The organism is Edaphobacter modestus, from assembly GCF_004217555.1.
GTDB lineage: Bacteria > Acidobacteriota > Terriglobia > Terriglobales > Acidobacteriaceae > Edaphobacter > Edaphobacter modestus.
Window position 1 is genome coordinate 82,291 of the sequence record NZ_SHKW01000003.1, and the last position, 19,442, is coordinate 101,732.

Here is a 19,442-nt window from a genome sequence, read left to right on the forward strand (position 1 = left end):
AATCGTAAATTCTCCTTCATGACCGGCTGCCCTTCCTAACCTACGGTCGGCGCATCGGCACCGGTCACTCCATACTGACTCTTATCGCCAATTGAAACCGTGATCGGCCAACAGGAGCCGACGACTTATGAGGACTATTGTGTGCGAGAACCTGCGCCCGCCCCTGCCATCAGGCAGTGGGCGAGCTAGAGCAGATTCATGATCATGCGATAACCGGTCACTCTGTTTGGTCAACCGCCTTCATTCGTTCTTCATTCATCCGGCCACCGTGCACTTCGATTGTGGAAAGAGCAGTTTCGATCTCACGAAGATCCGCAGGCGTTAGCTGAACATCGACTGCTCTCAGGTTCTCGTGCAGGTGATCGACACTTCGTGTGCCGGGAATCGGAACAATGGACGGCTTTTGCGCGAGCACCCAAGCCAGCGAAATTTGAGCCGGTGTTGCATTCTTCTTCTCAGAAAACTGTCTGAGAAAATCAACAATCGGCATGTTTGCTGCAATGTTTTCAGAAGAAAAGCGTGGGAACTCAGATCGCACGTCCAATGTGGCGTCGAACTTCGTTCGAGCATCTATTTTCACAGTTAGATACCCTTGTCCAACTGGACCCCAAGTTACGAAGCCGATTCCTAACTCTTCACAAGTCTTCAGTACACCGTTCTGCTCTACATCTCTGTTCATGAGCGAGTATTCCGTCTGAACTGCGCTCACCGGTTGAATCACATGCGCTCGGCGGATTGTCTTTGCACTCGCCTCGGATAGACCGAAGTGCAACACTTTTCCTTCTGCGATCAGCTCTTTCACCGCGCCCGCTACGTCTTCAATTGGCACGTTCGGATCGACCCGGTGCTGGTAATACAAATCGATGTGGTCGGTTCTGAGTCGCTTCAGGGATCCCTCAACCACTTTTTGGACGTGCTCTGGTCGGCTGTTAAGAAGAAGGCCGCCCTTTTCATTGTCGAAGCCAAATTTAGTTGCGATAGCGACTCTGTCGCGGACAGGCGCGAGCGCCTCTCCGACAAGCTCTTCGTTTGTGTAGGGACCGTAGAATTCGGCTGTATCGAAGAGCGTGACGCCTTTTTCATGGGCTGCACGAATCACCCCAATGCCTTGATTCTTGTCGGGGGCGGGTCCGTAGTTGCCGCTGGCATTCATGCAGCCGAATCCCATTTCTGAGACTTCTAATGCTCCTAGTTTTCGTCTTTTCATGGTGTTTCACTCCTCACTTCAACCCTAGCGACCTCCGATGCATCTGCGGTAGCCCGATTCTTTCGAATCATTGCCTATTCGTCCGGTCGTTATGATTTTGTGGTGCGGCTGGTGCTAACCCGTCGGTTATGCTTAGGAGAGGGGAGGGGGCTTCGAAGATGCTGCAACATAGGAAAATTGGCGATGCAAATGCATCCACGCTCTCTCACCTTCTAACCGAGCTAGCGAAGAAGATTGGCAATTCACTTGGTAATCCGGGCGAACGTGCAACGGAGGTGCCGGGACTGATGCTTTATCGTCGCACTGTTCCGACCGTTCCGAATCCGTCTACCTACGAGCCAAGCCTTCTCGTCATTGCGCAAGGAAGGATTCGAGTGGACCTCGGTAAAGCGAGCTACGTCTTCGGCCAATCGAGATTTCTCCTTACGTCTCTGGAACTGCCGGTTGTGAGCCAGGTGATTACGGCCAGCAAACAGGCACCCTACCTTGCCTTCTTCCTGAAACTGGATATGTCGATTCTTCGGGACATTCTGAACACAGAAGAAGTCCATGTGCCTGAGAAGTCCTCTGGCGCCTGCGGAATGGCGATCGGGAAGACCACAGTTGAACTGGTCAACTCATGTTCTCGGATGATCGATCTGCTGGACGCTCCACGCGACATTTCATTCTTTGCCAAACTCATTCAACGCGAGATCATTTATCGCTTACTCCAGGGAAGTCTGGGAGCACGCCTTCGCGCGATTGCGACGTTCGAGACCAAATGCCACCGGACGGCGAAGGCGGTTGCCTGGTTGCGTTCAAACTACGGGAAGCCTCTGCGTGTAGAGCACCTGGCAGAGATTGCAGGCATGAGTCGATCCACGCTGCACCACCATTTTCGCGCCCTTACGGCGATGAGTCCGCTGCAATTTCAAAAGCAGCTTCGTCTGCATGCCGCGCGGCAACGCATGCTCACGGGTGAACTGGATGCGGCAAGTGCGGCGTTCGAGGTCGGCTACGAAAGCCCGAGCCAATTCAATCGCGAGTACAGGCGATTCTTTGGCCAGCCCCCAATGCGCGATATCAAGGCCCTGCGAGACGGCAATGTCGTGGCGATCACTACTGCTTAAGGCTGAATTGTTGGGTTACCATGGGGCAGCTTGTTCTCGACTGTCGCAAACAGGCCTTAAGGCCTTAGCGCTCATTGAGTCATTGAGGACGATTTAGACAGAATCAGCAAGATTGGTCCTGAAAAGATGGAAAAGTATAAGGATCTTCCATCGCCCTTCAAGGACATCCAGGGCCTCTTCTAACTCCTGAGTCGACCCGGCTGGATCGGAAGTTGGTCCGGTTGTTCCGTGGTTACTTATTGGTGAGTATTACACTTTTAAGTAAGTTCTTGCGTTCCGGGTACCAACTCGTTAGTCTTTAGAAAAGCAAGAGGGAGGCAGGACGATGCGAAGCGAAGAGGTTTCAAGTGCGGATGTTGCCAACATGATGCAAGGGTTGCTGGATCGGCAGGCCATTCAGGACATCATTTCCTGCTACTCGTTAGGACAGGACTCTCATCAGGGTGAGGACTCGGCCATTTTGCAGCAATGGGAAGAGACCTTCTCTGAGACCGGCACCGTGGATTATAGTGCGGCAGGGGGTACGGTCGGCTCCTATCGCGATTTGGCGAAATGGATGCGCGGCGACGAGAACACCAAGGGCAGCATGAGCCGCTTCTCCAACTGGCAGCACATGCTGAGCCTCCCGTTGGTCTCAATTGCAGGTGACACTGCTCACGCGCGGACGGACTTTTTCGCTACCCATCGAGGCCGTGCGGACCAGGGATGGAACGTGCACTACAATGCCACCGGCGCCTTTCACGATGATCTGGTAAGGACACCCGAAGGCTGGCGCATTCAATTCAGGCGACTCGAGGTCTACTTTGGAGATCCCTTGGAGATTGCCAAGACCGCTTGAGTGGTGGTGTCCTCATCTCTATTCGCGATCGGATGGTCGACTACCGGACAGAACCTCTTTTGCAGGCCAATGCAGGCTTTTTCTTTACCGAAGCAGGTATTTTTCGCGATTCTGCCCAGAACTTAAGCGCCTTGAGCGCCGGACGAAGGGCGACCCCGTCTTTCGTCAGCATGTATTCCACCTTGGGTGGCACTTCCGGATATACCTTGCGGTGAACCACGCCATCTTTTTCCAAGTCACGTAGTTGCTGAATCAGCATCTTCTGAGATATCCCGGACACTGCGCGGCGCAATTCCGAGAACCGTAGTACCGGTGCACTGAAGAGATGGAAGAGAATGAGTATCTTCCATCGCCCTTCCAGCACTTTGAGCGCTTCTTCCAGTTCCACGGTGGAACATGTTTGCGTTATTGTTTGTTTTTGTCTTTTCATGGTTACTTACAGGTTAGTATTACACTTCTTTGGGCGTTCTTGCATGTTATAAACCGAAGAGGTAGCCTTTCTTCAAGGCAGTAAATCAGCTTCGGCGGCAGGAAGAAGCCAGCCTTACTCTAACGGATGTAAAGAGGTTTTATGGATGTGATAGCAGTAGTGACTGGAGCGAGTCGAGGCGCGGGAAAGGGTATAGCCATTGCGTTAGGTGAGACCGGGGCGACCGTATATGTCACGGGCCGCAGCACTGCGGACGGCGACTCTCCTTATGGCGGCACAGTAACCGAAACCGCTGACCTGATCACGCAGGCCGGGGGGAAGGGCGTTGCCATCGCCCTTGATCACACCGATGACGACGCAGTCGCGGCGCTATTTGCCCGCGTGAAGGCGGAGCATGGTCGCCTCGACATCCTGGTAAACAATGCCGCCAATGCGGTCGAAAGCACAACGATGCCCGGCGGCTTCTGGGAAAAACCGCTGGAGGCGGTCGATCTCATTACCGTCGGCTTGCGTTCGCATTTCGTGTCCGCTTATTATGCTGCTCCCCTCTTGATCGCTAACGGCCGCGGCCTTATTGTCCACACCGGCCATTATGGTGCTGTTGCCTATTACCACGGCCCCGCCTATGGGGCGCAGAAGGCTGGCGCGGACAAGATGGCAGCCGATTTCGCGAAGGAGTTGCGACCACACAGCATCGCGGCAGTTTCGATCTGGATGGGCGGACTCGATACCGAACGTGCGCGCGCCTATCTTGCCAGCATGCCCGATGAATCGCGGCCAAAGAGGAAACGGGAATCGCCGCAATTCACTGGAAAGGTGATCGCCGCACTCTATGAGTCCAATCTGAGGATGGAACTATCGGGGCGTGCCCTGATCGGCGCGGAACTGGGTGCGAAGCTCGGCGTGAGCGACATCGACGGCAGCGCACCGAAGTCCTACCGGTATGAATTAGGCGGACCGCCGGAGCTACAGGCGACCCTCACATCCTGATGGTCATCTTTATCCCTACAGAGAAAATCCATGTGGCCGTAATGCATGGTCCGTCGCACGAACAAGGGGATAATTAGACCGAGAGAATTGATTTCAATCCCGTTATCACTTAATGGCCGCGACCATGCCCGATCCATCGGCCCGTTTGACCTTCCCAGCAGCGGATCGGATGGTAGATCTTCTCGCTCCGTATACAAAGCGCAACACTACAGCCGTAATTACGCTTCGGCGACACCAAGGAGGAACGCAATGACAGAACAACGCTTCAGAGTTGGTATCGTTGGATTGGAGCCGGGCAGGGGTTGGGCGGCTCGCGCCCATGTACCAGCGCTGCGTGCGCTGTCCGATAGCTACGAGATCGTTGGCGTCGCCAACACCAGCTTGGCCAGTGCCCAAAGGGCGGCGGCCGCGCTCGGACTTCCGCGAGCCTTCAAGGATGTTGCTGAACTGGTATCCGCGCCGGAGGTAGACATCGTTACCGTCACGGTGAAGGTTCCTCATCATCTGGAGGTCGTGAAGGCTGCGATTGAAGCGGGTAAACACGTGTACTGCGAGTGGCCCCTTGGCAACGGTCTCGCGGAGGCGGAGGAACTTGCGGAGCTTGCGAAAGCTAAGAGCCTCTTGGGAGTGGTGGGAACCCAGGCGCGCGTAAGTCCTGAAATCGAATATCTCAAACAGCTGATCACGGACGGCTTCGTTGGCGAGGTTCTATCGACGACCATCGTCGCGCGAGGCGGCGGCTGGGGCGGGTCCATAGCCCAGAAGAAGAGTGATGCATACATGCTGGATCGCGCTGCCGGCGCCACCATGCTGACGATCCCGGTGGGCCATACGTTGGCGGCGCTCACCGACGTGCTCGGCGAGGTCGTTCAATTGTCATCGGTGCTCGCCACACGACGAAGCACCGCTCTCGCGGTCGATACGGGCGAAAGATTGCCCATGTCCGCCCCCGACCAAGTGCTGGTCAGCGGGATTCTTTCCGGCGGCGCGCCCGTTTCCATCCATTACCGCGGCGGCATGGCACGGGACGGCGACGGCTTCTTCTGGGAGATCAACGGAACGGCAGGAGACATTCGGGTATCAGGACCCTTCGGCCACACTCAATTCGTGTCGCTTTCCCTCAAAGGAGCGCGCGGAGACGAAAAGACGTTCCAGCCCTTGGAGGTCCCCGCATCCTACCGTACCGGCTGGCCTGAAGACATGGCGCCGGGGAATGTTGCTCGCATCTATGGGCGGATGGCACACGACCTGCGCGAGGGTACCCGTACCGCGCCGAGCTTTGAAGATGCCGTAGGCGTGCATCGCGTTATCGCTTCGATTGAGCGAGCGGCCGAACACGTGAGCCGAACTTGACGATCAAACGAAGCACGAAGTGAGACTAGTCGCGGATGATTTCGGGAGCAAAAGCATGACTGGAATTGATATCTCCTAACACTTCTATGTTCCGCGCATGTCGCTCCCGGAGTCGAAGCCATAGCAGCGTCCCCAAAGATTGTCGGCCATTCGAAAGTTAGGAGCACGATCATCCTTGGTTGCTTCCCGAATCGGCGTTCTCGTTAGCGCGGCGATCAGCGAACTTCTTCGAGAACGTTGCTGGCAATCATCTTTGTCTTGTGTCCTCCGAACAGTCTTTGGCGACTGCAGAGTCCAAATTATTCCCGCACTTTCGGGTACACGTTCGGGTACGGACATCAGTTCGGCTTACTTACGCACAATTACGCTAAACCCATGGGAAACTCAAAATCCGTCGGAGGCAACCTCCATGGGGGTTCAACTCCCCCTCCCGGCACCATCTAGTATCTCCCTAAGCCATTTCCTATTAGCGACTTATGTCCGTCTCGAATGCGCCGCAGAGTGATCGCGCGCCGATTTCGGGTACAAATTTAGGTACAGTGCACATCCCCTTCACTTTGAATGAGTTAATAGGTTAATAGACTTCCATAGCGGCGCGGAGATGCGCTCAGTTTCTGCTATTTACGCTCGATTACGGAGTGCGCAGCGGATAATCGGTCCGCCCCAGGCGGCACAGACTCGTGGTCATTTCCTTCGCTGTCCCTCTCGGAGATCCGAACGAACGGCATTCGTCAATCTGTGACACGTGTGCTCGAACGCATTCCATCATCGGGCGATATCCCGATCTACCTGGACTTCGACTGATGGCAAAGCAGGACATGCGTGCCGCGTATTTTCCGCATATCGACGGGTTGAGGCTGGGGCGATTGTGCAGAGTTGCTCCGCCCCACTGTGGACGACCCGCGCGGGTTCGGCTGATCGAGATCAGCGAGTATGCCTCATTGCGCGATCTCGACCGCACTTATGTTCGAGTTCTCCTTACTCAGCTAACCGAGACGTTGGCCTGAGGCGGTTCCAGCTTCTAACTGAGTGGCGGGAGGATGCGCCGTTCTCGCAAGTCGGCGAAGAAGTTTGTGAACATGTCTTCTGTGTCGATGCAGTCGTGAAAACACGCGCGACGCGCTTTGATGGTGCTCGTAATATTATCGAATTCGCTGTTAAAAATAAAATCTCCGAAAGCCCATGAGGCAATCTGTTCATACGGAATCGCTTGCAAGTTGTATTTGCGCACGATTGCATCCCAATTCCGCCGAATGAAGTACCCGAATTGGTCGATTTTTCCATGGTTTTTCGCCTTATTGGGATCCATTTGGGGACCCGCGATACATGCCTTTTCAACTCGCGATTTGGTCCCCCATTTTATCTGTTGCTGGCTCGACGATTCCTGCCAACGGGAGGATCATGAAACCGTTCCGATTCTCGGCCAAATTTCGACTTCATATTAAACTGTGCACCTCGAAAGCCGAGTCTTAAGGCAGGCAAAGGTCTTGATATCGCCATCAGCTATAACAATCGCTGTCAGCTCTTGCGGGCATCCCACTTAGTTCCTTGGGCCGAGTGTGAAACTGATGCTTTGCGCCTCGATGTCCACAATGGATTGTTACTATCAACGCTATGGGATGCGGTGCTTGGTTCGAGGCTTTCGAGTTTCGCTGACGACGGGACGATCTTAGTGTCGAAGGCATTGAGTTCTGCGGCAGTTGAGGCGCTCGGCTCCAGACGACAAGACGTCTCCAGGGCTTAACCGATTCGCATCTTCTGAACATGGCTCGGCATCGGGCTGTATCGTTGGAGCAGCGTGTTGCTGAGGATCATCCGTTGCGGGCGGTTTGTTTGATTCCACGCGTTTCCATCATGGGCTTTGACGATCTGGATCGTCGGTCTCCCAGTCAGAGCTACCAGCTTGGTACAACGGCTACCCGATTATTGCTTGACCGCAAGGAAGGTGACACAAGTCCTGGGAAACACATCGTTTTCCAACGCCTGGTGGTGGAAGACTCTCTGACGGGAGTACTTTCTGCCAAGCATGCAGGATGCTGCGTTTCGGCCCTGACTCGAACCTTCCCAGGCCATGAATTGCTCGGTGTGGGGGCGGATTTCATCTTCGAAGACTTTCAATCGCTAAAAAGGTCTGCTGAGATCGAGAAGTACTGCCGTTAGGATAGAAGGGTTGCGAGCTTAGGCTTATTGCTGCGTACAATCGAAGTAAGGTCTATGCGCTCAACGCGAGCTCACTTTGAACCCTAGGAACACTCTGAATGCCTGGCCACAACGAGGTTACATCAAATGCCGCTCTGGCTCGCGAGCAATTGAACCGCCTCCTCGCGCACCCCTTGTTCACAAATAGCAAGCGATATCCGGTCTTGCTCGCGTATACGGTAGAACAAGCATTGCTGGGCAACGCCGGCGAATTAAAAGAGAGAACAATTGGCGTCGAGGCCTTCGGACGTGAACCAAACTACGATGTGAATCTCGACCCTGTAGTTCGCACGACCGCGGCTGAGGTTCGAAAGAGGCTTATTCAGTACTATTACAGCCCCGACCATGCGGGAGAGCTGATCATCGAGTTGCCGGTCGGCTCGTATGCTCCGCTATTTCGAGAGCCTTCGCCTCATGCCGCCGTTCAAACCGGTACTCAGTTGGTCTATGAGTCACCAGAGGCATTCCCTCAAGGCCGGGTAGAGCCGGGAGCTCGCCTGGCAGATTCCCCTGAAGGATCTGCAGGTCGTACCGTTTATGTCTGGATACCGATTGCTCTGCTTGTTGCCGGGCTCCTGGGGTTCGGTATTGGCCGGGTAAGATTCCCGGGACAGACCGCACGCCCCAGCGGTCCCACAAATCCCAGCGGTCTGTCAAATATGGACCGCTTTTGGGAGCCAATTACCGCAACGTCAAGCCGAGTTACGTACTGCCTGGGCGTGCCGACTGACGCTGTCGATCTTCAAAGCAGGACGACCCCCGTGTTCCCCGCTGGCGAGAGCGGCAGTCTGAACGTCTACGATGTCATCACACTTGCGCGCTCCATCGCGCCTCTTGTGCCGAAGAATGGCGAATTTCGTGTCTTAGCCGCGTCTGATACTGGCTTTGCTCAATTGCGTGAAGGCCCATCCGTCATGATTGGCGCTTTTGACAATCCCTGGACGATGCGAATAACACAGGATCTGCCGATTGGATTCGAATTTGACAATCACGTACGCAAGGTGGTGGATCGCAAGAGCTCTCCCAAGGGAATCTGGACGCTTCAATGGCAGGTTCCTATGAAAAGTCTTGCACGGGACTACGCCGTTGTCGCCCGAATTCATGACCAGGTATCGGGACAGCCGGTGATCATCCTGGCAGGTATTCTGGGCGAAGGAACTGAGGCGGCAAGCGAGGTCGTGTCGAATCCTGCCTATCTGGACGCAATGTTGCAGAAGGCTCCGAAGAACTGGGACCAGATGAATCTGGAGGCCGTCATAGAAGCGAATGTGATTGAAGGCCACCCCGGACCGCCAGCGGTTGTTGCTGTGGAGACGTGGTAAGACGTTTCCATACCGAAAAAGCTGTATCATACATCCCTCAAAACCGCGCCCCCGTTTCTTCCTTATTTGACTGAAAATACGACACTTATACATGCTCCCGCACCGTCTAATGCACGATGCAGCTTATAAAAACAATCGGCTCTCCCTAATCTGAGTGTGTTCCAGAGTTCTCCGAAGGATCCGGCAGGATCCCTCGACGAATTGAAGGGGACATTGTTTGTATGAGACGCATTCTAGGATTCGCCCTCTTGTCGATTCTGTTTACGGCCAGTGCAATGGCTGCCCAGAACTCTCAGACGTTCTATCTTGCCACCGCTGCCCGAGCAGGGAACATTCAGCTTCCTCGTGGAATATACGAGGTCACTTGGAGCACGCCCTCTAAATCTCGAGTGACGTTGACCATCAAGACGGAAGACGAAAAGACATTCAAGATTCCGTCGCGCGTGATTGAGGGAAAGCAGGACCGAACCGGCGTGGTCATATCCGTCGTGGACGGAGTTTCGTACCTGCAGGAGATTCACACCAGCAAATCCAGATTCATACTTGAAAACAGGATAGAAGGGGCCAAATGAGTCCCGTCGGAAGACAAATGCAGAATCGCAGGTTTGGTTTTTACCTTCTTTACACCGTCATCGCAGCCTTGGGAATGATCATCGCAACCTCCGTAGCCGCCGCTCAGGTCGCAGACGGGCCGTGGATGAATTCCAAACTCTCCCCAGAAGAACGTGCCGATATGGTTCTGAAGCAGCTCACTCTCGACGAGAAGCTGGCTTTATTGCACGGGAACGGGATGGCTCACGTGCCTCAGTGGCAGATGCCCCTGTCACAACTTACCAACGGCGGTGCGGGATACGTTGAGGGCGTCAAGCGCTTGGGAATTCCTCCCCTGGTAATTTCCGATGCGGGCTATGGAGTGAGAGACAGCGGGGCGAATGGAAGGTATTCGACAGCTATGCCTTCGAGCCTAGGTGCTGCGGCAAGTTGGGATCAAGACTCCGCTTGCGAATTCGGCACTGTGATTGGCCAGGAACTCCGAGCGCAAGGGTTCAACATGACGTTGGGAGGCGGGGTAGATTTAGCCCGCGAGCCACGGAATGGACGCAGCTTCGAGTATGCGGGTGAAGATCCACTCCTCGCGGGCACCGTCGTCGGCAACCTCATGAAGTGTGAACAGGCGCAACATGTGGTCGGCGACATCAAGCACTATGTGATGAATGATCAGGAGACGGGGCGTTTCTTTGTGAACTCCGTCATCTCCAAGCGCGCGATGCAGGAATCTGATTTGCTAGCATTTCATATCGCCATTTCCATCGCGAATCCCGGTGCAGTGATGTGTTCCTACAACCGGATCAATGGCGACTTCGGTTGTGAAAACTCCTACACGCTGCGCGATGTGCTCGAGCAGGAATGGGGCTTCAGGGGATTTGTCATTTCCGACTGGGGTGGGACACACAGTACAGAAAAGGCATCCGCAGCAGGTCTTGATCAGGAACAGCCTATGGCCGACTTCTTTGGTCCAAAGCTGAAAGAAGCAGTGGAAGCCGGAAGAGTGCCAATGTCAGAAATTGACGACCATGCGCGGAGAGTTCTCTACGCTGAATTTCTGTCTGGCATCGTCGACGACCCGCCTCAGAAGAGCGTCGTCGATGTGGAGAAGGGCTTCGAAGTCGCGCAGCGTGTAGAGGAAAAGAGCATCGTTCTGCTGAAGAACAGCCCGACGGTGCTTCCGATCAATCCATCCAGGGTCCACACCATCGCGATGATTGGCGGGCATGCCGACGTCGGGATGATCTCCGGTGGAGGATCGGCACAAGTCGATCCTCCCGGCGGCAATGCCATCATGCCTCCTGGCAAAGGCGCGACGATCTGGCAGAAGCCCGTTTGGTTCCCAACTTCTCCCTTAGAGGCGCTTCAGACGGTGCTGCCGAACGCAAAGATTGATTTCGATCCGGGAACAGATCCGAAGTCGGCTGCGAACCTCGCCAAGTCTGCTGATCTTGCGATTGTCTTTGCATATCAGTGCCTGGCAGAAGACATGGACGTGCCGAGCCTTTCTCTTCCGGATAACCAGGATGCATTGATCGAGCAGGTGGCGGCAGCGAATCCTCACACCATCGTCGTGCTCGAAACTGGCACCGCCGTCACGATGCCCTGGATCGACAAAGTAGCGGGCGTCGTCGAGGCTTGGTACGCCGGAAGTTCAGGACACAAGGCGCTGGCAAACGTGTTCGTTGGAGACGTCAATCCGGCGGGCAAGCTCCCGCTGTCTTTCCCGAAAAGCGAAGCAGATCTTCCGCATCCCGATGCGCCTAAGATTCCATCCGAGAGCCGACACGCTGGAGATGTTGCCGACAGCGGTGCGCCTACAGCGGATGCTTCGGCTCACGCTGGTTACGCTGTTCACTACGATGAGGGGCCAGAGGTTGGCTACAAGTGGTATGAAGCACAGAATAAGAAGCCACTGTTTCCCTTCGGATTCGGTTTGTCTTACACCACCTACGCATACTCCGGCCTGTCTGTCGATTCAACCGCCAGGACTGCGCGCTTCACTGTCAAGAACACCGGCAAGCGAACCGGTACCGAGATTGCTCAGGTCTATGGGCGGCTTCCGAAAGGTTCAGACGAATCTTTCAAGCGCCTTGCCGGGTGGAAGCGAATCACACTTGCTCCTGGCGAATCTCAGATCGTTACGATTGCGATCGATGACCGGGTGTTGAAGACCTTTGATGAAGAGAAGAACGCCTGGAACCTGCGCCCGGGCAAATATCAAGTGCTGGCGGGGAGTTCTTCGGACAACACGCCTCTGATCGCAAGTCTTGCGGTTCGCTGAAACACCCGTCGCTGCAAAACGCGCATAGAAAAAGGCGCGGAGCTTGAATTGTGGAGAACTGTCCGATGAATGTTGCCATTACTGCCGGCCGTACGAGTGATGGAAAAGAACACTTTGAAGTGCTGGATGGCTTGAGAGGAAGCGCGGCCTTTCTGATCGTGCTCTTTCACATATTCAACTACCCATTTGGCTTTAGGCCTCCTCTTCACTTAATGCACCACGCCTATTTGGCAGTTGATTTTTTCTTCGGGTTGTCCGGCTTTGTGGTCGCGTATGCATACGACGATCGCTGGACACGGATGACGATGCTTCAATTCTTCCGCATCCGTCTCATCCGGCTTCACCCTCTGGTTCTCATCGGAGCCACTCTGGGCCTGCTGGGTTACATCTTCGATCCCTTCAGCAAGGCGATGAATCATACTACCGCTCCGATGCTGCTGCTCGCATATATCACCTCATTGCTCCTGCTGCCGTCACCTCTGGTTGGGGGGAGATTACACGAGACTCAGGCACTCAATGGGCCTGCCTGGTCACTGATGCAGGAGTACCTCGGGAACATCGCATATGCTCTGATTCTTCGCAGGCTGCGCACAATCACTCTGGCGATCATCTTTGCATTGTCAGGGCTGCTTCTCATTTGGACCGCGAATACGAAAGGATCGCTTGACGGAGGTTGGGGTTATCCGGAGATCTGGATGGCGCCGCTACGCCTCACGGTCTCCTTCGTGATGGGTCTCTGGCTTTATCGAATTCATGACCGCATGCGGTTCCCCAGGATTGGGCTGCTCCCGCTTTCGATTGCTCTTGTGGTGTGCTTTCAGATGACACAGTTCTCGAAAGTGAGCGGTCTCTCGTTCAACGGTCTTTATGACGCGGCATGCGTGCTCTTCTTGTTCCCGCTCGTCATCCTTTGTGGGGCGCACTCGAATGCAGGCACAGGCATGATCAGGCTCTGCAAGTTCAGCGGCCGACTTTCCTATCCCCTCTATATCACTCACATTCCGTTCGTATATGTCATTGCAGGTTACTCGTCAACGAGGCATCCGAGCACGGATGTGAAGCTGATATGGATTTTCCTGCTTATTCCATTTGTTATCTTTGTGGCTTGGATTGCTCTGAAGTACTTCGACGAGCCCGTTCGCGCTTGGCTGACCCGTCGTTACGGTCTCAAGCGGAGTTCCAGCATCAAACCAGTGACCGCTTAATCACAGGACAGAGCGGCAATTGGAAAACACGATTGGTCGGACTTCAAAAGAACTCGATACTTTGCCGGGCGGATCCTGATGCTTGTCTTGGCGTTCCGGTTCCACTTTTCGCACAGGAACAGAGCACCTCCGCTCTATGGCGTGGTCTTGTGAAAAACGGCGCCTGAACTCCGATCAACTGAGCCATTCGTACTTCTGCGCGAACGGAGGTGCGGAGGATGTAGCTCGACGATGCGGCGTACGAGGCGATACGAAGCATTGATCACTAACTAATATGAATACACGAGGACTGCATTTACTATAAGAACAATTGGCTCAGGGCCCGATATGACTACCTCGCCACTCGAATTTCCACTCTCGCAAGACGCGCCGAATTCAGGGGCTGTAACCGTGGCGATGGGGATGCCTTCCGGAGCAGAGGCTACTGGGTACCTGCTCGTGCCCATCCGGAAAGGTGCGGATTTCACCCTTTATCGCGGCCGACAGCGTGGCAACTCATCATCTGTGCTGGTACTGGCACCGATTGGACAACCCAGGTTGGAAACGCGCTAGCGTTGAGGCATCTATGGAATTACAGAGCGATCGCTCCTCTGACATGATGCACGCGGGCGCTATCGCGAAGCCGATTTTCCGGCTTCTGATATGTATCGTGGCTCTCTTCGTGGCCGCCGCCGTGCTCGATACAGTTTCTCTTCGTGATCGGGCCTTATCCGCAGTCCTGATTTTTCTCTTTCTCGTGTTGATTGTCTCCTACCTCTGGGGTTTTCGTTACGCGCTCTTCGTCTCATTACTCGCAGCCCTGGAGTTTGCTTGGTTCCTCCCGCCAGTCGGCAGTCTTCGGCTTAGTGATTCGCGTGACATCTTTGCACTCGCCGCATTCCTCATCATCGGGATCACTACCAGCCATCTTTCAAACCGCGCCCGCAGAGAGGCTCTGAGCGCCAAGCGGGCAGAAGACGCCGCCCGCCGAAGTGAAGAGGGGCTTCGTGAGGTCATCGAAACGATGCCGGCGATGGCGTGGAGTGCGCTGCCCGATGGCTCCAACGCATTCGTAAACAGGCAATGGGCAGAATATACGGGTTTATCGGGAGAACAAACTGTAGATTCAGGTTGGCGGAGTACGGTTCACCCCGACGACGCTAGCGAACATATGGAGAAGTGGCACCAATCCTTGGCCACGGGCCAGCCGTTCGAGCATGAGGTGCGTCTGCGACGTACTGCTGATGGACAATATCGCTGGTTTTTAGTTCGCGGTATGCCGTTGCGTGATGGGCACGACGAGATACTCAAATGGTATGGAATCGCGACGGATATTGAAGATCGCAAGCGGGCTGAGGAAGCTCTGCGGGCGAGCGAACACAATCTTAACCTGATCGTCAATACGACCCTTGCACTGTCATGGTCGGCTCGTCCAGACGGCTCGGCAGATTTCTTCAACCAGCGCTACCTTGACTTTGTGGGTTTGTCCGCGGAACAGACGCAGGATTGGGGCTGGACGGTTGCGGTTCATCCCGAAGACCTTAACGGCTTGGCTGGTTCGTGGCAATCCATCATGGCTTCCGGTACGGCAGGAGAGGCCGAAGCGCGACTGCGACGATTCGACGGAGAGTACCGCTGGTTTCTGTTCCGGGCTAACCCCTTGCGCGATGAGTCCGGCAACATCGTCAAATGGTTCGGGATAAATGCTGACATCACAGAGCGGAAACGTGCCGAAGACTTACTCACTAGAGAGAAGCGGATTCTTGAGATGGTGGCCAAAGGGGACCCTCTTCCGCAGATACTTGATGGCGTGTGCCGTTTCGTGGAGGCTCAAGCCAGCGGTTTCCTGGCGTCGATCTTATTAGTTGACGGGAACCGCTTGCGGCATGGCGGTGCTCCCAGCCTTCCAAAGACTTACACTGATGCCATCGATGGAATTGTGATCGGGCCTTCTACGGGTTCTTGCGGGACAGCCGCATTCCGCGGAGAACAAGTGATCGTGGTGGACATTGCAAACGACTCACTTTGGACGAATTACCGCGAGGCGGCTCAGCACCATTCTCTACGCGCCTGTTGGTCCACTCCGGTCGTTTCTTCCCAGGGCAAAGTAATCGCAACGTTCGCCATGTATTATCGCGAGCCGCGCAGCCCGAGCCCGAGAGACCTGGAGACCATCGAACAGATCACTCATCTGGCGGGAGTTGCAATTGAACGAAAGCTGACACAGGAAGCTCTACAGCAAAGTGAAACTTATTTAGCCGAAGCGCAGAGGCTGGCTCACACCGGCAGTTGGGCGTGGAACTTGCGTACCGGCACTAGCTTCTGGTCGCAAGAGACCTATCGCATATTTGACTACGACCCCGAGAAAGTGACGCCCGCTTGGGATTCCATCCTCGAGAGGGCGCACCCCGAAGATCTACCCGAGATTGAGCGGAGAGCAAAAATAGTCTACACACAAAACAGGTGGGTAAATCCTGAGCTTGACTTTCGAATCGTGCTTGCAGATGGAACGATAAAGCACCTCCACTCTATCGCTCACCCTGCGATGGATGAGTCAGGCGAAATCATCAACGTTGTAGGCACAATCATGGATGTGACGGAGCGCCAACGTGCTGAGGAGAAGGTGCGCCGCAGTGAAGAATCTCTTCTTGAAGCCCAAAGGCTAAGCCATATGGGCAGTTGGAGACATGATGTTGCGTCTGGGACAGTCATTGTGTCGCCTGAGATCTACCGAATATTCGGAGTTCAACCCGATGAAGATACTTCGAGCGCTGAATTTTGGTTTAGCAGAAATCATCCTGATGACCAACAGCGCATCCAGGAGCTTTTTGAAAGATGTGAAAGCCAGAAAACGGAGTACGAATCGGACTACAGGATTGTCCTCAACGATGGAACCATCAAGCACTTGCACGCAATCGGCTATCCTGTTGTGAGCCAATCGGGCGAGCTCATTGAAATGATGGGAACGATCATGGATGTCACGGAGCACAAGCGTGCGGAAGAGGAGCGTGAGAGGCTGCGCCAGTTAGAGACAGAGCTCGCGCACATAAACCGGGTGACCATGCTTGGTGAGCTGGCCAGCTCCCTTGCCCATGAACTCAATCAACCCATTGCTGCTGCAACCACAAGCGCCAATGCCTGCTTGCGATGGCTTGCGCACAATCCCCCGGATCTGGAAAGAGCCCGCGCGGCCGCAACGAGAATTGAGAACGACGGAAACCGTGCTGCCGAAATCATCCAACGTCTGCGGGCGTTCTACAAGACAGGTGCTCCACCGAAGCGTGAGTTGGTCGATCTTAACCAGGTCGCCGAGGAAATACTTGCGCTGTTGCGTGACGAGGCCGACCGGCACTCAATCTCGCTGCGCACGGAGCTTGCCCCCCATCTGCCGCAAATCATGGCAGATCGCGTGCAACTGCAACAGGTATTGATGAACCTGTTACTGAATGGTATTGAGGCCATGACGGACAGGACCGGCGAGCTCATTATCCGGTCCCAGAGCACTGAAGACGGCCTCTTGCTCATCTCCGTTAGCGATACCGGCGTCGGCCTTCCCAGCGAAAAACTAGACCGGCTTTTCAGTGCGTTCTATACGACTAAACCTCAAGGCACGGGTATGGGCCTAGCTATTAGCCGTTCCCTTATTGAAGCACACGGTGGCCGCTTGTGGGCCACCGCTAATGCGGAACGCGGTGCGACATTTCATTTCACCTTGCCTGCGGAGTTGCAGCAATGAGCATTGGAGATGTGCCCACCGTATTCATCGTTGATGATGATGCAGGCGTGCGTGAATCAATTCACGATTTAGTGGAGTCGGTGAGCCTGCACTCTGAGTCCTTCGCCACAGCGCAAGGGTTCTTGTCGAGCGAGCGGCGAGACGGCCCTAGCTGCCTGGTTTTGGACGTAAGACTTCCCGACGCTAGCGGTTTGGACCTTCAGCAGGAATTGAGCAGGGCGGGAGTTAGAATTCCCATCATATTTATCACCGGCCACGCGGACATTCCGATGACCGTGAGAGCCATGAAGTCTGGTGCCGTTGAGTTTCTGACGAAGCCATTCAGGGAGCAAGACCTCCTCGATGTGATTCATCGTGCACTCAGGCGCGACCGAGGAGTCCGCGAAAAGCAGAAGCAACTAGCTGAACTGCAGAAACGCTATAGCACGCTGAGCGCTCGCGAGTATGAAGTCATGAGTCTGGTCGTCTCCGGGTTGCTCAACAAGCAGATTGCAGCGGAACTCGGGGCCAGTGAAACTACAATAAAAATCCACCGCGGGCGCGTGATGCAAAAGATGCAGGCTAAGTCTTTGCCCGACCTGGTCAGAATGGCGGACAAGCTCAAGATGTCAACTCACCGCTGATACCCGCCACTTCCGCTTCGGGAATTCCAAGCTCAATCTCTAGCGGAAGGCGTGCCTTGACCAAAGTTTTATTGCTCCGTCCTAAAGTCTGATTGTTTTCGGTTCATCGTCGCGTTACGGTGTTGGAATGACGAGCGACCAGAGCATCAAGTTCGTTGCAATCGTAGATGACGATGAATCAGTCCAAAGCGCACTCCAGGACCTGATGGAAGCGGATGGGCTTTCGGCTCGGTGCTTTGGATCTGCGGAAGAATTCCTCGAATCCGGCCTGCAGCATAGAGCCGCGTGTCTGATAGTTGATATCCGAATGCCGGGAATGTCAGGCCTGGAACTGCAGGCAAGGCTTAAGGCTGATCGATTTAACACCCCGATCATCTTCATCACCGCACACGGAGATGCGAGAGTGCGAATGCAAGCAATGAGGGAAGGGGCAGCCGAGTTCCTGGTGAAACCGTTCGACGATCAGGTCTTACTCAACAGAGTGCGAGCCGCACTCGATATGTGAGCAACCGACAGGTGGCACGGGAAACCCTGCGGCTTTGTTGAGGAGGTCTTATGTGAACAGTGGCGAAGCATTTGTGTACGCTGAGCGGAACCAAGCCGAACGCGCATTCGAACAGATACTCGGGATAGCCCTATCTGCTGATAAACCAAAGGATTCGATCTATGAGTCAGTTCATGTCAATCGACGAAGACACTAGCCTCGACACAGAGAGCGTTCTTGCCTCCCCAGGGGGGGCGCAGGGAAGCGGGATGCAACTTAATCGAAGCCGTCTCAATGGGGGGCGCTGTGAGTCATTGGCAACGTCGATAGCGTCGTTACTGTCACACGACATTCGACATCATCTATCAGCCGTCTATTGCAATGCTGAATTCATGAGCGAACCGGCAACTCTGGCAACTGACCGTAAACAGCTCTTTGAAGAAGTTAAGCTGGCCATCGAAGATATAACGAAAACGCTCGACTTTATACTCCTCAATGCTAAAAGCGAGCTCCCATCGCCGGATGTCATAGAGTCATTCAACGATCTCATTGAGCGAACAGTGGCCGCGATTCGGCCCCATCCGCATGCAACAGGAGTAAGTATCACCGCTGAAGAGTCTCCGTCGATCTCCGCCCTCTTCAATAAAACAATCGTCAGCAGTGCCGTCTACAATCTGCTGCTAAATGCCTGTTTCGCCGCGCAGCGGGCAACTGAACCGGGGAAAGTTGAAATCTCACTTCACGATGATCATTCATTCGTTTGCATTCGCGTGAAAGACAATGGTTTGGGCGTTCCTGCTGGTGTGAGGCAAAATCTGTCTCAACCGTTTGTGACATCGGATAAACAGGGCGGGATCGGCCTCGGCATTACTATCGCAGATTATGTAGCACGTGAGTACGGTGGCAGCCTGCAGATTGAAAGCAGTTGTTCCGGTTCCACAATATTTGCTTTAAGGCTCGCAAAACCGACACTCCAGATTGTCGAACATGCCCTTGTTCGCCCCCCAGGAAGAAAAGCCATCAATCGAAGATCGTTTAACTATATCCGTCACAGTCATAGCCTTAAATAGATGTCTGCAGGAGCATTATGACGGCCACGCGACATCAGCACGTTCCCGGAAGGATCGGGAGGGGATT

17 protein-coding genes are annotated in these 19,442 nt (G+C 54.5%); 14 read left to right on the forward strand and 3 right to left on the reverse strand.

From position 1 onward, the window contains the following. Positions 1-217: 217 nt before the first annotated feature. A complete protein-coding gene (locus BDD14_RS28275; protein WP_130424466.1) occupies positions 218-1,207 on the reverse strand; it encodes an aldo/keto reductase in 990 nt (329 codons plus the stop codon). A 158-nt stretch (positions 1,208-1,365) separates the two neighbouring features. Between BDD14_RS28275 and BDD14_RS28280 the strand changes: the two genes are divergently transcribed. After that, the gene (locus tag BDD14_RS28280) at positions 1,366-2,316 is read left to right on the forward strand and encodes an AraC family transcriptional regulator (protein WP_130424469.1); all 951 of its coding nucleotides are present in this window, start codon (positions 1,366-1,368) and stop codon (positions 2,314-2,316) included. Positions 2,317-2,641: 325 nt separating this feature from the next. Continuing rightward, positions 2,642-3,154, forward strand: a complete 513-nt coding sequence (locus BDD14_RS28285) for a nuclear transport factor 2 family protein (RefSeq protein ID WP_130424471.1) — start codon at positions 2,642-2,644, stop codon at positions 3,152-3,154. A 40-nt stretch (positions 3,155-3,194) separates the two neighbouring features. Here BDD14_RS28285 and BDD14_RS28290 read toward each other — a convergent pair whose 3' ends face one another. Next, complete coding sequence (locus tag BDD14_RS28290) at positions 3,195-3,584, reverse strand: winged helix-turn-helix transcriptional regulator (protein ID WP_130424473.1); 390 nt, start codon at positions 3,582-3,584, stop codon at positions 3,195-3,197. 141 nt (positions 3,585-3,725) lie between these two features. Between BDD14_RS28290 and BDD14_RS28295 the strand changes: the two genes are divergently transcribed. The 3 genes from BDD14_RS28295 to BDD14_RS28305 all read left to right on the forward strand — a co-directional run bounded on the left by BDD14_RS28295 (position 3,726) and on the right by BDD14_RS28305 (position 6,934). Next, a complete protein-coding gene (locus BDD14_RS28295; RefSeq protein ID WP_130424475.1) occupies positions 3,726-4,574 on the forward strand; it encodes an SDR family NAD(P)-dependent oxidoreductase in 849 nt (282 codons plus the stop codon). Between the two features lie 249 nt (positions 4,575-4,823). Next, the gene (locus BDD14_RS28300) at positions 4,824-5,927 is read left to right on the forward strand and encodes a Gfo/Idh/MocA family protein (protein ID WP_130424477.1); all 1,104 of its coding nucleotides are present in this window, start codon (positions 4,824-4,826) and stop codon (positions 5,925-5,927) included. Positions 5,928-6,730: 803 nt separating this feature from the next. Continuing rightward, positions 6,731-6,934: a hypothetical protein gene (locus BDD14_RS28305; RefSeq protein ID WP_130424479.1), complete on the forward strand. Its 204-nt coding sequence runs from the start codon at positions 6,731-6,733 to the stop codon at positions 6,932-6,934. A 14-nt stretch (positions 6,935-6,948) separates the two neighbouring features. Here the strand turns inward: BDD14_RS28305 and BDD14_RS28310 are convergent, their stop codons facing one another. After that, positions 6,949-7,236 (reverse strand): hypothetical protein, encoded by a 288-nt coding sequence (locus tag BDD14_RS28310; protein ID WP_207231920.1) that lies wholly within the window; start codon positions 7,234-7,236, stop codon positions 6,949-6,951. 479 nt (positions 7,237-7,715) lie between these two features. On the opposite strand from BDD14_RS28310, the gene BDD14_RS28320 reads away from it, so the two are divergent. The 9 genes from BDD14_RS28320 (at position 7,716) to BDD14_RS28360 (ending at position 19,375) form a co-directional block, all read left to right on the forward strand. Next, positions 7,716-8,087, forward strand: coding sequence for an HAD family hydrolase (locus BDD14_RS28320; RefSeq protein WP_130424481.1), 372 nt, complete (start codon positions 7,716-7,718; stop codon positions 8,085-8,087). Between the two features lie 98 nt (positions 8,088-8,185). Beyond that, the gene (locus BDD14_RS28325) at positions 8,186-9,448 is read left to right on the forward strand and encodes a hypothetical protein (protein ID WP_130424483.1); all 1,263 of its coding nucleotides are present in this window, start codon (positions 8,186-8,188) and stop codon (positions 9,446-9,448) included. 221 nt (positions 9,449-9,669) lie between these two features. Continuing rightward, positions 9,670-10,020: a hypothetical protein gene (locus BDD14_RS28330; protein WP_130424485.1), complete on the forward strand. Its 351-nt coding sequence runs from the start codon at positions 9,670-9,672 to the stop codon at positions 10,018-10,020. Positions 10,021-10,037: 17 nt separating this feature from the next. After that, complete coding sequence (locus BDD14_RS28335) at positions 10,038-12,278, forward strand: glycoside hydrolase family 3 C-terminal domain-containing protein (protein WP_130424487.1); 2,241 nt, start codon at positions 10,038-10,040, stop codon at positions 12,276-12,278. Between the two features lie 65 nt (positions 12,279-12,343). Next, on the forward strand, positions 12,344-13,483 hold the full coding sequence (locus tag BDD14_RS28340) for an acyltransferase family protein (RefSeq protein ID WP_130424489.1): 1,140 nt from the start codon (positions 12,344-12,346) through the stop codon (positions 13,481-13,483). A 565-nt stretch (positions 13,484-14,048) separates the two neighbouring features. Then, on the forward strand, positions 14,049-17,198 hold the full coding sequence (locus BDD14_RS28345; protein ID WP_130424491.1) for a PAS domain-containing protein: 3,150 nt from the start codon (positions 14,049-14,051) through the stop codon (positions 17,196-17,198). After that, complete coding sequence (locus tag BDD14_RS28350; RefSeq protein WP_130424493.1) at positions 17,195-17,821, forward strand: response regulator transcription factor; 627 nt, start codon at positions 17,195-17,197, stop codon at positions 17,819-17,821. Before BDD14_RS28345 ends, BDD14_RS28350 begins: the two co-directional genes overlap by 4 nt. A gap of 127 nt (positions 17,822-17,948) precedes the next feature. Beyond that, entirely contained in the window at positions 17,949-18,326 is a 378-nt protein-coding gene (locus tag BDD14_RS28355; RefSeq protein ID WP_130424495.1) for a response regulator transcription factor, read from the forward strand. A gap of 161 nt (positions 18,327-18,487) precedes the next feature. After that, positions 18,488-19,375 carry a sensor histidine kinase gene (locus tag BDD14_RS28360; protein WP_130424497.1) on the forward strand — a complete coding sequence of 296 codons (888 nt, stop codon included), beginning with the start codon at positions 18,488-18,490 and terminating at the stop codon, positions 19,373-19,375. The last annotated feature ends 67 nt before the right edge of the window (positions 19,376-19,442 follow it).

Coding starts and splice junctions, on each gene's coding strand:
- BDD14_RS28345 (WP_130424491.1), top strand. CDS start 14,049: ATGGAATTACAGAGCGATCGCTCCTCTGACATGATGCACGCGGGCGCT.
- BDD14_RS28325 (WP_130424483.1), top strand. CDS start 8,186: ATGCCTGGCCACAACGAGGTTACATCAAATGCCGCTCTGGCTCGCGAG.
- BDD14_RS28280 (WP_130424469.1), top strand. CDS start 1,366: ATGCTGCAACATAGGAAAATTGGCGATGCAAATGCATCCACGCTCTCT.
- BDD14_RS28330 (WP_130424485.1), top strand. CDS start 9,670: ATGAGACGCATTCTAGGATTCGCCCTCTTGTCGATTCTGTTTACGGCC.
- BDD14_RS28335 (WP_130424487.1), top strand. CDS start 10,038: ATGCAGAATCGCAGGTTTGGTTTTTACCTTCTTTACACCGTCATCGCA.
- BDD14_RS28340 (WP_130424489.1), top strand. CDS start 12,344: ATGAATGTTGCCATTACTGCCGGCCGTACGAGTGATGGAAAAGAACAC.
- BDD14_RS28285 (WP_130424471.1), top strand. CDS start 2,642: ATGCGAAGCGAAGAGGTTTCAAGTGCGGATGTTGCCAACATGATGCAA.
- BDD14_RS28350 (WP_130424493.1), top strand. CDS start 17,195: ATGAGCATTGGAGATGTGCCCACCGTATTCATCGTTGATGATGATGCA.
- BDD14_RS28310 (WP_207231920.1), bottom strand. CDS start 7,236: ATGGATCCCAATAAGGCGAAAAACCATGGAAAAATCGACCAATTCGGG.
- BDD14_RS28275 (WP_130424466.1), bottom strand. CDS start 1,207: ATGAAAAGACGAAAACTAGGAGCATTAGAAGTCTCAGAAATGGGATTC.
- BDD14_RS28290 (WP_130424473.1), bottom strand. CDS start 3,584: ATGAAAAGACAAAAACAAACAATAACGCAAACATGTTCCACCGTGGAA.
- BDD14_RS28295 (WP_130424475.1), top strand. CDS start 3,726: ATGGATGTGATAGCAGTAGTGACTGGAGCGAGTCGAGGCGCGGGAAAG.
- BDD14_RS28360 (WP_130424497.1), top strand. CDS start 18,488: ATGAGTCAGTTCATGTCAATCGACGAAGACACTAGCCTCGACACAGAG.
- BDD14_RS28305 (WP_130424479.1), top strand. CDS start 6,731: ATGGCAAAGCAGGACATGCGTGCCGCGTATTTTCCGCATATCGACGGG.
- BDD14_RS28355 (WP_130424495.1), top strand. CDS start 17,949: ATGACGAGCGACCAGAGCATCAAGTTCGTTGCAATCGTAGATGACGAT.
- BDD14_RS28300 (WP_130424477.1), top strand. CDS start 4,824: ATGACAGAACAACGCTTCAGAGTTGGTATCGTTGGATTGGAGCCGGGC.